The sequence below is a fragment of the Lacinutrix sp. C3R15 genome (genome assembly GCF_018860825.1).
Lineage (GTDB): Bacteria > Bacteroidota > Bacteroidia > Flavobacteriales > Flavobacteriaceae > Oceanihabitans.
The window spans coordinates 339,092-352,194 of record NZ_JAHKPZ010000004.1; the positions used below are offsets into that span (position 1 = coordinate 339,092).

The following is a 13,103-nucleotide window of genomic DNA, read 5'->3' on the forward strand; positions in this document are numbered from 1 at the left end:
AAACAATAAAAAATAATATATATACTAGCCTATGCATATGCTTTAATATTAAATAAAGAATCTATGGTTACAGATTCTAATTTTTGTTGTTGTAAAAATAACAATAACTGTTCCAAAACAGCAATAGATTTGTCGCTTGTATCGTGTAATAGAATAACATCTCCTTTTTTAAGGTTTTGTGTTGCTCTTTTTAAAATGGTTTTTTCATTTAAATCGGTAGTGTCAAGTGAACGCTTACTCCAACCAATAGCTTGTAATTTTAGGGTTTTTATTGCGCGTTTTATTCTTGGGTTTGTAACACCAAATGCAGGTCTGTACAGTTGTACATTTACACCAATTTGTTGTTTAATAATATTGTTGGTGTGTTGTAATTCTTCTATTATTTTTTCAGTTGAAAAAAAGCCAAAATTATTACTGTGTGAATAGGTGTGATTGCCAATAGTATGCCCTTGTGCTACAATACTTTTAAAAAGATCAGGATACATTTCTATATGTTTACCAATACAGAAAAAAGTAGCTTTTGCATTATAACTTTTAAGAAGGGATAATACTTTTGGTGTAAATTCAGGATTAGGACCATCATCAAAAGTAATGGCTATTTGGTTTTTTGTGGTTTTGTGGTTAGCGTTTAGCGCCTTTAAATGATAGTTCCAGCCAATAAAAGAAGACCCAGCAATAGTAATTAGTAACCAGGCAAATAAAAATAAAATAATAAACCAAACCGAAAAACTAAATAAGCCGTAAGTAACAAGCAACCCAATAAAAATAAAGGTTGAAATTATATTTACCGTTTTAAAATTTAGCATTGTTTAAGTAAAGTGAAACTATGGTTTTCTCCACGATACTGGTTGTATAACAAGATGGTTTTTATAGAAGTTGTTGTTTTGTTGTTGCCTTTTACAACCTCAGGAATGGTTTGTGTTTTTAAAATCTTTGAAGCTAACCAAAATCCAAAAGAGGAGGCTGTGTTAAACTCGCCACTTACATGTTTGTAATAGGCTATTTGTGTGTCTTGAAAGCCTTTAGAGAGCGTATGGTAAAAGGTGTCAAAATCTACATCACCATTATTACCAAGTACTAAAAGGTCAACGTCATTAGTACTAAGGTTATTTTCTTTTAAAAAGTGAACAGCTTCTTGTAAAACGTCTTTTTCTGGTAGAGAATTGTATGTTTTTAAAGCAACAACTTCTGCGTAAGAAGTGTTTTTCTTTTCATTAGATAGCACAAAAAAATTAGCACCTTCACCAAATACAGCACCTTTTGTATTAGCCTGTAAAACCTGCGTAACTTTTACAGGTTCTGTTTTAATATGATTTATAATTTTATGTATTGCTGTAGTATGGTCTCCTAACTCATCTACACCACCAATAAGTATGTTTTTTTCTTCATTTAATGCTAATTGTAATTTGGCATCTAACAAAGCAGATTCAAAAGAATTACTAGCATGTACATAAGTAAAATTATAGCCTTTACATTGTAATTCTAAAGCAATTTGACCACCAACTGTATTGTGTGTAGATTGAATAAAAGAAGTAGGAGTAAGGTACTGCTCATCATTATCTATAATAGCACTAACAAATTTTTCTGAATCGCGTACGCAACCCATTCCTGTTCCTGTAATAATAGCATCTATAGTCTCTAAGCCAGCTTCTTTTATAGCCATTTTTGAAGCAACAACACCCATTTTTATACCTTTAGCCATACGTCTTGCAGCAGCTGGAGGAATATAATCTTTGTAATTAGGATTAATAACGTTTATAACATTGGCTTCAAAATCTTCAATTTCCTTTAAAAAGGAAGTATTGTCAAATGTTTTTTGAGCAGAAATAGAAGCGATACTGTTTATATATACTTTTTTCATGGTTATTGCTCTTTTGAAAATATTACAGTGGAGCAGTTTCCTCCAAAACCAAAGGAATTAGACATAATGTTTTGTAGTGGTTTTTCTTTGAGTTGTAATTGCGGAGTAATGCTAAATTCCTTCATCTGAGTTTTAAAATTCAGATTAGGATAAATCACATTATTTTGCAAAGCTAAAACCGAATATACTGCTTCAATAGCACCAGCAGCAGCAAGAGTGTGTCCTGTGTATGCTTTGGTAGAGCTAAAATCTGGAACGGTTTCACCAAATATTCTTATAATGGCTCTTCCTTCTGATAAATCATTATTTCCCGTTGCAGTTCCGTGTGCATTTATATAATCTATAGCTTCTGGTTTATAGGCAGCAACGTTTAATGCTTTTTGCATGGCAAGTGTTGCTCCATCGCCATTTTCTGAAGATGCTGTTTGGTGGTAAGCGTCATTAGCATTACCATAACCTTTTACATAAGCAAGTACTTTTTTATTTTCAGCTTGTACAACTTTGTCTGATTCTAAAACTAAATAAGCAGCAGCTTCACCAAGGTTTAAGCCTTTTCGGTTTTCATCAAAAGGTGTGTTATAGGTGTCTGATAAAATCATCAAGGTTTTAAAGCCATTGATGGTGAATTTAGATAAGCAATCTGCACCACCAACAACAACACGATCTAATTGTCCCGATTTTATTAATCGTGCACCAAGCATAATTGCGTTAGCTGCAGACGAACAAGCAGTACTAATTGTAGTAACTAAAGATTTTTCTATTCCTAATTGTTCTGCAATTTTTTGAGTTGCATCACCAGCATGATGTCCTTCAATATATTTTTGTACTGAGGGGTTTTCTAAATAGTCATAGTAATAACGCTCTGTCATGTCCATACCACCAACACTAGTTGCTGAGATTAACCCTGTTTTGTATGCGTTAATATCTGTAATTCCTGATGTGTTCATTGCTTCTTTAGCAGCAATAGCACCAAGTAGAGCGGTTCTGGAGTAATTGTTATCAGATGCTAAGCCTAGTTGTTGCTCTAGGTGCTCATTAGTAAAATCAATCTCACCAACCATAATGTCATTTACATGATTGGTTTTTATTTTAGAAACGCGTGAGATTCCTTTTTTACCTTGTATAAGCGACTGGTAGTTTTCTGCAACATTGTTTCCAATGGCAGATATAATACCCATTCCTGTTATAGCAACTCCTTTACTCATAGTAACTTTCTGCAAAGGCAGAAATTTTTTTAATAGTTTTACTTTTTGGTCACACATACAAGAATACTATTTAATACAATACTCTTGTTGTAATGACGCGCTTTAAGTTAGAGATTCCTGTAAAGACAGGAATGTGTTATTTAGATCTGTGTTCTGTAATGTATGCAGCCATAGTATTAATAGACTCAAAAATAGAACGTCCTTCTTTTGGGTCTGTTAATTTAATACCATAACTTTTATCTAACATTACAATTAATTCTAAAGCATCAATAGAGTCTAAACCTAAACCATCACCAAAAAGCATATCATCATTAGCGATGTCTTCTGTGGTCATGTCTTCTAAATTTAATTGCTCAATTATATTTTCTTTTAATTCTTGTTTTAATGCGTCCATACTATGTGTTATATAATTTTATTATGTCTTGTTTGTTATGTTTGGTTGTGCCTTTTGTAGACACTAAATATAAAAATGCTTGGTAATTATTTTCGTCATCAAATTCTACCCAGCCGCAAAGTACTTGATTAGCTTTGTTGCTTGATAATAAACTATTTGTATATGTTAACAAATGCGTTGCGTTAAACGAGTCAAAGATAAAAAAACTATTTTCAGAATACAGTTTATATTTTATACTTATCTCACCAATACAAATATTTGGTAATGTGTATACAAAAACGGCAGGACTAGGAAAATAACTTTCTTTATTTTGAATGGATTCTTGGTGTTTTCGGTCTGTATCTAAACTAGAGGATTTGTTAGAGAATACAATAGCTATATTGTTTTCTTTTTCTTTAGAAAGGTTTTCGTTTTTTAATAAAATATCTGCAGCCAAAAAAGCAAGTTTACTTAAATTATCCATTTTAAAAAACTTAGGATATTTACTGTTTTGTTGCTTATAAGCTGCTTTTATAAATTGGCTAAACGAATTTTCTTCATCTTTATATACCACAGAGCCGTTTAAAGATACTTGATTGTTCTTTATACTGCAAAAAGATTTTATGTGGTAATTTGTATTCATGTATTATGCTTTGCTAAAAGTAAACATTGTATGGTATTCGCCAATTTCTACATCTTCATTAAGTTGTAATCCAGCCTCTTTTGCAATGTCTTTAAATTCTGTTGCTTTATACATTTTAGAGTTTCCGTTAGCAATAACAGTAAAGTATAACGATGTGGCTTCTAAAATAAATTTCGCGTTATCAAATTTTTGTCTGTCTGTAAAGGTTTCTATGATGATGAGTTCTGAGTTTTCATTCATAGAATTTACACAGGTTTTAAGCACTTTTAAAATTTCTTCTTTAGAGAAACAATCTAAAAATTGACTCATCCAAATGGTTTCTGCATCACTTGGTATTGTTGGGTTGTCTGAAAGCCAATCAACTTCATGACCTTTTACTCTATCTTGAAAACCTGCTTTAGCAACATTAGCTTTTGCTTTGTTTAATTGCCCAGGAAGATCAATCATGGTAATACTAACCTCGTTATTATAAGCACAACATTTTACGGTAAATTTTCCTGTGTTTGCACCAATATCGAATATTTTTTTTCGATCTTTTTTAAATAAAATTTCTAATGCTTCAGCAAAAATGTCATCTGAATAATGATGATCAAATTCAAACCAAGATTGTTGTTGTAAAGGGGTAAGTTGTGATAAACCTTCATAAACCGTATTCCAGTTTCCTAATTCTTTTAAACCTTTTGGTTCTCCTGTTTTTATAGCTTCATCTAAATGATATAAGCCTTTATAGCATACTTCATTTGTAAAGTTAATATTTACGTTAACTGTTTCATTATAGGCTAAAAAGTACCCAATGGTTGTTAGTTCATAATGTGCTGTTTCGTTTTTAGAAACTATATCAGAACTTTCTGCTATTTCTAATAATACACCAATTCCATATTCGCTAAGTTTTAACGCTTCTGCAATACCTTGAACAGTGATTCCTCCTTTTTTTCTTTTTTCAAAAATCAGATCGAAAACACCAAGTTTTCTTAAAGATACTGTTGCTTGAAAAACAAAAGGAGCAAAGGCGATTTTTTGTGCTTCCTGAATTGCGTCTATAGCTTTTATAGATGAATTTGACATATTTTTAATTAGTTTTTTGAAATAAGATTGCTGTATTACAGCCTCCAAATCCCGATGCTGTTTTTAAAAATCTAGTTATATTTTTTTCTGTTGTTTTGGTAATTATATTTAATGGTTTTGTAACTCCTAAAGTTTCAAAACCTAGTGATTTGTATAAGGTGTTATTTTTTAATGCATGCATACCAACAATGGTTTCTACTAAGCCAGAAGCACCTAAACTATGACCAAAATATCCTTTTAAACTATTTAATGGCACGTTACTTAATTGCATTCTGTTAAAAGCAATGGCTTCCATTTCATCATTATACATGGTTGCTGTACCATGTGCAGAAATAAAATCTACATCTTCTGCTGTAATATTAGCTTGTTTAAACGCAGATTGCATACTTCTGTATAAACCTTCTCCTGTTCTTGATGGACCAGAAATATGGTTGGCATCATTACAAGAGCCTTCGCCTAAAACAGTAACGGCTTCTTTAGCTAAATCTGTGCTGTTATTTGTAACTAAAACACTAGCAGCAACTTCTCCTATATTTATTCCTGTTCTATCTGCATCATAAGGTTTACAAGGTGCACTGCTTAAAGCCTGAAAAGAATTAAATCCAGATAAAATAAACTCTGTAATTACATCTCCACTAGTTATAAACACATGGTCGTAAACATCTTGTTGTATGTATCTTTTTGCTATAGCAACTGCTAAAATTCCAGAAACACAAGCGTTAGAAACTACAATAGCTTTGTTTTTAAAACCAAAGAAATTTTTAACTTGATTACCAAGTTCACTTAAATAGGCTCTGTCTTTTGAAAAAGGATTGTTAGTATCTAATGCATCTACGTTACCTTTGGTAGTTGAGAGGATTAAACCTACACGATCATTTAATTTAATGTTAGATGCATCAATAACCTTACTTAAAGAAGTAATCATCATTTGCTCTAAACGTGTATATTCTGCTTTAGGATGTAATTTATTAAAGTTTTCTTGTAATATTTCTGTATTAATTAATGAAGTATAAAAAGGTTCTGGTAATATTGATTTGTTGTCTATGCGCTGTAAACCAGAAGTTTCTTTGCTAATCTTTGAAACAACAGCATCGCTAGAAAAACCTAATGAAGAAATAATATTGTTATGTGAAACGTAAACTTTACTCATTGATTAAGCCTACATTTTTTTTCCATTCCATAAAGAAATCTGGAATAGTTAATGATAAATCTCCTTCACCAATTTTATCTACAAATACCTGAACGGTTGTTCCTGTGCATACTAACTGATTGTTTTGGTTGTAAATTTCATAACGAAACATCATTTTAGCTGCAGGACTGTCTACATAAATGGTTTTAATAGTAGCAATGTCTCCATAACGTAAAGGGAGTTTATGGTCTGTACTAGATTTTACAATTGGTGTTGCAAAACCATGTTCTTTTTGGTCTAGGTATGAAATACCATGTTTTCTGCCAAAAGATTCACGACCATCTTCAAAATATTGAATATAATTTCCATGCCAAACAATACCAAGCGGATCTGTTTCTACAAAGCGCACACGCACTTGGCTAGTATGTTCTACGAGTTTTGTTTTAGACTGCATTTTTCTTTTCATTATAAACAATAGCAATTAATGTGGTCACTATAAAAAATAAAAATAGTAAACCAATTTCAGGTAAAATTTTTAAAAGGCCTGAGTTTCGTAAAAATACATCGTAAAATGCATTTAAACCCCAATTCATTGGAGAAATATTAGATAAAGTTTGCATAAACTTAGGCATAATAAAAACAGGAACCCAAACACCTCCAAGTGCAGCTAAAATAACAACAAAGGTAGCACCAAAGGGAGCAGATTGTTCTTGTGTTTTTGCAATGGTACCAAGTAATAACCCTAAACCAATTGCTGCCAATCCAGAAAATAAAGCAACTATAAAAAGAAGTGGTAATCGTCCAGAAACATCTAGAGTAGGTAGACCCATTGCAGGAAAAAGATATACGCCAATTGCTAGCATTAATATAAATTGAATAATGCAAACACAAAGATATACTAGTGTTTTTCCTCCTAAAACGGTAGCGTAAGAAACAGGGTTGGTGCGTAAACGCACAAAAGTACCTTGGCTTTTTTCTTTAACGATATTAATAGATAAAGGCACTATGATAAAGAAAATAGCAAATAAAGTCCACGCAGGAACATTATGTTGTACAGAGTTTGGTAAAACTTCTTCGTTGTTTTTTATAGGAAGAATTTCTTTGAAAGTGATAAAATTTTCGGTTTCAAAAATAGTTTCTGTAGGATCATCTGTTATTTGTTCTTGAAACGCTTTATAGATAGATTGTGTTTCAATTTTTGAAATCATTTTATCTATTCCGTTTTTAACCGAAGACTTAAAAGTTAGCTGTGTTGCTGGATCAAAATAGAGTTTTACTTCTTTTTTAGCAATAGGAATTGTTTCTGTTTCACTTTCTTCACCTAAACCAAATTTAGAAATAATACCTTCTACATTTTGGTTTACTTTTTTCTCTAAATCGGAAGAAAGGTGTTCTGGAATTATAATAGCAAGTTGGTTTTTGCCTGAAAAAACTAAGTCTTTAGCTTCAGACTCTGTTTTTTTTACAATTACTTCAAACGTATTTGAGTTTGCTAATCCATCTTGTATGGTTTGTGCAACAGTACCTTTGTCGTTATCTACTATTAAAACAGGTATTTTAGTATCGCTAATGGTTTTAAACGTACTATCTTGAATAATAGTTATGGTAATAATTAGTACCAATGGCATAATAAATAATACCACGAGACCTCCAAAATCTTTAATTAGAAGCAAATACTCTTTATATGCTGAAGCCCAAAGTTTACGCATGATCTCTTAAAGCTTTTCCTGTTAAACTAATAAACACATCTTCTAGATTATGTGCTCCTTCTTGCATGTTAATTAAATCTGCTGGTTTTCCTTTGGTTATTAGTTTACCATGATCTATAATGGCAACTTTGGTACAAAAAGCTTCTGCTTCATTTAAGTGATGTGAAGTATAAATAATAGTAGTTCCTTTTTTATTTAAATCTTGAAGAAACTCTATAATGACATTTTTAGATTGTACATCTACACCCACAGTTGGCTCATCTAAAAACAATACTTTTGGCTCGTGTAAAATACTAGCAATAAGGTTTATTCGGCGTTTCATACCACCAGAAAAAGTTTCAATTTTTTTATTGGTAAATTGCGATAACCCTAATATTTGTAAATACTCGTTAATTTTATTTTTTAATTTTTTACCATGTAAGCCATACATGCTTCCAAAGTATTTTAAATTTTCAAAGGCAGTAAGCGTAGGATATAGCGCATACTCTTGTGGTACAATACCAATAAGTTGTTTTAGTTGGTTTTTATTGGCTTGATAAGTTAAACCGTTAATAGTAAAAGAACCAGATGTGGGTTTTATAAGGGAACAAAGTATAGAAATTAATGTGGTTTTTCCTGCTCCATTAGGACCAAGAAGTCCGAAAATTTCTTTTTCTTCAATGAACAAATTAAAGTCCACTACCGAAAAATTTTCGGCAGTTTTATATTTTTTAGAAATCTGTTCAATTTTAATCATATTAAATAGCTTTTTTTAAAGCTTTAAAAAATACTTCTTCTTTATCTGCAAGAGCCTCTAATTGTGATGCTACTTCATTATATCCATCTGCTTTTGCTCCTCTGTTTTTATAAATACGTGAAGCGTCTACAGCAAAATCACGCCATAAATCACCAATTAGTGTCATTTCTTTAGAGAGATCGGCAAGTTTAGGGTTGTTTAAAATTTTGCTAGACTCTTGTAAGAAAGCAGCAAAAATATAACGAAAACCACCACCACCAGTTCCTATTTCTTCTTGCATTCGTACTATTTGCCCTAAAAAATGGTTTGCTTTTTTGGTTCCTAATTTTTTAGGCCATTTTCTAATTTGTTTTGCTGTAAAACGAATTCCTTTTACACCAAGAACAGGCATTGGTGCTAGCATATCTCTGCAGGTATGTTTAATTCCTTTTAATATTGCCTTTTCTAAATTAAGTTCTTTAGGAAAATTTGTTGGGTAATAAATATGCCCTTTTGGAGGTAAAGCACCTTTAGCAAATCTTACTTTTTCAAGCTCTTTGTCTGTTAAGGTTGTTACAGTTTCCATAACCGGGTCACTAATTAAATAGGTGTTGTCTTCTTTACCATAAACCACTAAGTTATGCGCATTAAAGTGAAAGCGATACTCATCAGGAAAATAGGTTAAATTATAAACACCAACTTGTAAGCCAACAGGATTATTGTTGTTTAAATTGTTATCTAAAACAGCTTTTGCTTTTTTAGGGTCTTTAAATTTTTCGCGTTCTATTTTTATACCTACGCGTTTAGCAAAACGTTTAAAAATAAAACCAGGCATTGCTCTGTAAGTAATAGCAGGAGCATGATTAACCTTTAAAAAAGGAATATAACAAAACAGCAAGCCTGAGCCAATACCAAATACCATAGGTTCACTAACGTTAAAGCCATGATGTTTCATTAAGTTAGAAACCACACCATTTTCGCAATGCGCAGATTGATGGTGTGTAAAGTTAATTTGCATGTTCAATATTTTTAAGTTGCTCTATGGTAATGTCAAAAATATCTGCATATTTTTGAAGGGTTTTGTGTGATAATTTTTGGAATACTTTAGGTTTAAAATGACGTTTTACGCGCCATTGCCATAGGCCTACATAACTAGCTAAAATTTGAAGATCCATTTTATGGAGTTCCATATAATATTCTATTGGGCTGGTTTGGTTGCTGAGTACTCTGTTTTTTGCTTCTTCCACACGTTGGTTTATTTCGTCAATTGCATTGTCTAAAGCAATAGTTTTTGGGTCCCAACCTGTGGTATGTGCTGTTGTATATTCTCCATTTTCGTCTACAGCATAACACAACTCTCTAAAGTTTGCTGATTCTAAATTACTTTTATCTTGAGGTACTTCGCTTTTTTTCATAACCTTTAATCTTTAGGTATTTCTTGAATAAACAAATTCATTTCACAAGATAATAATTCTTTGTTTGAAGTTGAAATGGTACAGATTAAAGTACAAATGCTATAATTATCTGCATCAAATCTAGATTTTAAATTTGCTTCAGATATTATGGTTTCTCCAATTTTAGGAGAGGCATGAATTGTTACTTTTTTAATTGCAGAAATAAAACCAATTAATTTTGTGCCTTCCCCTTCAAGATCATCTTCTTCAAAGTAACTTTTACCAACAATAGACGAACAGGTTTGTGCTGCATTTTCAATTAAACCTACTTCATTAAACTGCTTGTTTTCATCTATAAAAATACAATCTTCTTTTATTTTAAAGGAAGTTTTTACATGTTCATCATCAATAGATAGTACCTGGTCTACCATTAAAAATGGCGCACGATGTGGTAAAAATTTGGTGATATCTAGTGATGTAAATTTATTCATTACGTAGCAATAACGGTTTTCATTTCTGCAGAGGCTATTTCTTCATTGTTTTGGTTAAAGGCTTTAACTGCTACCATGGTTATTCCCATAAATTCATGAAGTATAGTTGCTTGGGTGGTAATGGTTTCGTTTTGCTTAGGTAATTGGTGTACTTCTACTTTTTTAATAGAACCAATATAACCTGTTGGTGCTTTTTCTCCTTTTAAAAAGAAATCATAACCTGTATGTAAAGCAACGGTTTGCGCTAGGTTTTCAATAATACCAGATTCTAAAAAATAATTGTCTTGCACAAAAATATTGGTGTCTAAAATTGTAAAACTAGATACAATTTTATCTGCAGAAAAATCTAGCAAGGTATCAACCATTACAAATGGTTTTTTTTGCGGAATTAAATGGGTTATATCTGTTATTGGTAAACTCATTTAGCAAACAGTTAATAGTGCGTAAGCGTAGGCAAAACGAGCGCTTTCTGGTACAGATAAAAGTATTTTATCTCCTTTTTTTAGTTTTCCAGAATGTACTAATTCTTCTAACATAATGTAGATAGAACCAGCACCAACATTACCAACTTTACTTAGGTTCATAAACCAGTTTTCCCAAGGTATTTTTACACCTTGTGCTTCCATTTCTTTGTATAAAGTATCTTTAAAATAATACGAAGAAACGTGAGGTAAATAATAATCTATATCTTCTGGTTTAATGTTGTGTTTTTCAATAGCTTTTTTTAAGCTATCTACTCCTTTTACCAATATGTTTTCACTAAGAAGTTTTACGTCTTGCTTCATAGCAAACAAGGATTTTTTACTCCATTGGTCTGAAGGGTATTCACTCCAAGGTTTTAAAAATCCGTCTTCTAATTTATCTCCTCCAGCATACATACAAGCTTCTACTTCATGTGCGTAAGAGTAGCCTTCCATCCATTCCATTTTTAATGGTTGTTCTCCTTTTGGCTCGCTTTCTAGTAAAACAGCTCCTGCACCATCAGAGAGCATCCAACGTAAAAAGTCTTTATTAAAGGCTAATATTGGGTTGTCTTCTAGGGTTTGTAAATGTTTTACTTCTTCTTCAAACGTATCAGACATCATCCAGGAAGAAGTGCGTTCAGATCCTGTGCATACTGCATTTGTAGTTTCGCCAGATTTTACAGACATGTAGCCGTATTTAAGAGCATTCATACCAGAAACACAAGCGCCAGAAGGCGAGTTAATTTCTAGGTTTCCGTTTTTTAAAAACCCATGAACCATAGCTGCGTGTGATGGTAAAATTTGATCAGGACTAGAAGTACCACAAGATAGTAGTTCTATGTCTTCTGCCTTAAACTCTTTGTCACATAAAGCTAATACTGCTTCTTTTGTTAGTTGTGCGTTGTTGTGTGTAATATTACCATTATCATCAATAGCATAATATCTGGTTTTTATTTGGTTGTTTCTTAAAACAATACGCCTTCCTTTAGAAGTTTTACCGTTAATAGTACCTAATTTATTTTCCATTTCATCATTAGAAACAGGTCGATTTGGTAGAAATTTTGAAACTTTATTTATGTAAACGTCTTTCATGTTTATGACTTACTCTATATATTTTACAGAAGAATAGTATAATCTGTCTTTCTTTATTTTATGTATTGAAAACACATAAGTCAACAAAAATAAGATAAAAACAATTGGTGCAAGAATCCAAATAGCAAATAATAAGTAATAACTAAACAATTTAACCCAAAAAGTGCTGTTTTTACTGTTTTTACTGTTTTTAGATTGAATTAAGTTAGCCCATTTAGAAAATAGGACATTTGCTCTTTTGTCTGTTTTTACTAAAAAAGGTTTAATTTTTATAGCTCCCTTTTGTAATAGTGTATCTTGTAATTTGTTGAAATTATTTTCTTTTAAATATTTTGCTATAACGAAACCAAATTTATCGGCTTCATCAATATCTTTTTGTGAAACTCCTGGTTTTGGAAAAACGCCAAGGTAGCTTTCCTTTTTTCCAGACATCATCCATTTTTCAATAGTAATTACGCTTATATGGTTGATATGTCTATCTACTAAAGCAATATTACCAACTAAATTGGCTTGTAATTCTATTAGTTTTTTCTTCATTTTTTCTTGTGCCATAATCCACATGTTTCTGCAACCAATAACCGTAACTACAGGTGTGTTTTTTAGTAGTTTTTTGGCGTCTGCAGTGTTTAAAAAAGAGGTGGTTGGTAATGAAGGTGTTAAAAACCAAATTTGATACCCTAAAATAATAAGGTCGTATTTTTTATTAAGAATTTCTTGCGCAACAGGTTTTACTTTTTTTGGTATTTGCTGAAATGTATCAGGAAAAACACCATAAAAGGCTTTTTCATTCCAAGGAAAAGGAAAAGGGGTTTCCATTTTAATCTCATGATAATCAATTTGTGTACTATCATTAGCTAAAGGAGAAACAATATTGTTTACAATTTCTGTTAGTTGTCCAGATTGAGAATAGTGTATGACTAAAACGTTTTTCAAAAGATTTTTTTTTGTAATTTCGGAATAAA

16 protein-coding genes are annotated in these 13,103 nt (G+C 31.6%); all 16 read right to left on the reverse strand.

The features are described from left to right. Positions 1-29: 29 nt before the first annotated feature. Positions 30-806 (reverse strand): polysaccharide deacetylase family protein, encoded by a 777-nt coding sequence (locus KO494_RS01480; RefSeq protein ID WP_215965808.1) that lies wholly within the window; start codon positions 804-806, stop codon positions 30-32. Beyond that, the gene (locus KO494_RS01485; protein ID WP_215965809.1) at positions 800-1,861 is read right to left on the reverse strand and encodes a beta-ketoacyl synthase N-terminal-like domain-containing protein; all 1,062 of its coding nucleotides are present in this window, start codon (positions 1,859-1,861) and stop codon (positions 800-802) included. The genes KO494_RS01480 and KO494_RS01485 overlap by 7 nt, the downstream gene beginning before the upstream one ends. A 2-nt stretch (positions 1,862-1,863) precedes the next feature. Continuing rightward, complete coding sequence (locus KO494_RS01490) at positions 1,864-3,066, reverse strand: beta-ketoacyl-[acyl-carrier-protein] synthase family protein (RefSeq protein WP_215965810.1); 1,203 nt, start codon at positions 3,064-3,066, stop codon at positions 1,864-1,866. A 136-nt stretch (positions 3,067-3,202) separates the two neighbouring features. Continuing rightward, complete coding sequence (locus tag KO494_RS01495; protein ID WP_215965811.1) at positions 3,203-3,460, reverse strand: phosphopantetheine-binding protein; 258 nt, start codon at positions 3,458-3,460, stop codon at positions 3,203-3,205. A 1-nt stretch (position 3,461) separates the two neighbouring features. Further along, on the reverse strand, positions 3,462-4,082 hold the full coding sequence (locus KO494_RS01500) for a 3-oxoacyl-ACP synthase (protein ID WP_215965812.1): 621 nt from the start codon (positions 4,080-4,082) through the stop codon (positions 3,462-3,464). A 3-nt stretch (positions 4,083-4,085) separates the two neighbouring features. Beyond that, positions 4,086-5,147, reverse strand: coding sequence for a methyltransferase (locus KO494_RS01505; RefSeq protein WP_215965813.1), 1,062 nt, complete (start codon positions 5,145-5,147; stop codon positions 4,086-4,088). Positions 5,148-5,151: 4 nt separating this feature from the next. Further along, on the reverse strand, positions 5,152-6,297 hold the full coding sequence (locus tag KO494_RS01510) for a beta-ketoacyl synthase (protein ID WP_215965814.1): 1,146 nt from the start codon (positions 6,295-6,297) through the stop codon (positions 5,152-5,154). After that, entirely contained in the window at positions 6,290-6,742 is a 453-nt protein-coding gene (locus KO494_RS01515; protein WP_215965815.1) for an acyl-CoA thioesterase, read from the reverse strand. The genes KO494_RS01510 and KO494_RS01515 overlap by 8 nt, the downstream gene beginning before the upstream one ends. Further along, on the reverse strand, positions 6,720-7,985 hold the full coding sequence (locus KO494_RS01520; protein WP_215965816.1) for an ABC transporter permease: 1,266 nt from the start codon (positions 7,983-7,985) through the stop codon (positions 6,720-6,722). Before KO494_RS01520 ends, KO494_RS01515 begins: the two co-directional genes overlap by 23 nt. Then, complete coding sequence (locus KO494_RS01525; protein WP_215965817.1) at positions 7,978-8,721, reverse strand: ABC transporter ATP-binding protein; 744 nt, start codon at positions 8,719-8,721, stop codon at positions 7,978-7,980. Before KO494_RS01525 ends, KO494_RS01520 begins: the two co-directional genes overlap by 8 nt. Position 8,722: 1 nt before the next feature. Then, the gene (locus KO494_RS01530) at positions 8,723-9,718 is read right to left on the reverse strand and encodes a BtrH N-terminal domain-containing protein (protein ID WP_215965818.1); all 996 of its coding nucleotides are present in this window, start codon (positions 9,716-9,718) and stop codon (positions 8,723-8,725) included. Then, positions 9,708-10,115: a hypothetical protein gene (locus KO494_RS01535; RefSeq protein ID WP_215965819.1), complete on the reverse strand. Its 408-nt coding sequence runs from the start codon at positions 10,113-10,115 to the stop codon at positions 9,708-9,710. Before KO494_RS01535 ends, KO494_RS01530 begins: the two co-directional genes overlap by 11 nt. 5 nt (positions 10,116-10,120) lie before the next feature. Continuing rightward, positions 10,121-10,585: an ABC transporter permease gene (locus KO494_RS01540; protein WP_215965820.1), complete on the reverse strand. Its 465-nt coding sequence runs from the start codon at positions 10,583-10,585 to the stop codon at positions 10,121-10,123. Continuing rightward, positions 10,585-11,007 (reverse strand): hypothetical protein, encoded by a 423-nt coding sequence (locus KO494_RS01545; RefSeq protein ID WP_215965821.1) that lies wholly within the window; start codon positions 11,005-11,007, stop codon positions 10,585-10,587. The genes KO494_RS01540 and KO494_RS01545 overlap by 1 nt, the downstream gene beginning before the upstream one ends. Beyond that, on the reverse strand, positions 11,008-12,141 hold the full coding sequence (locus KO494_RS01550; RefSeq protein ID WP_215965822.1) for a beta-ketoacyl-ACP synthase III: 1,134 nt from the start codon (positions 12,139-12,141) through the stop codon (positions 11,008-11,010). Positions 12,142-12,150: 9 nt separating this feature from the next. Further along, positions 12,151-13,074, reverse strand: coding sequence for a dialkylrecorsinol condensing enzyme DarA (locus KO494_RS01555; RefSeq protein ID WP_215965823.1), 924 nt, complete (start codon positions 13,072-13,074; stop codon positions 12,151-12,153). Positions 13,075-13,103 lie beyond the last annotated feature (29 nt).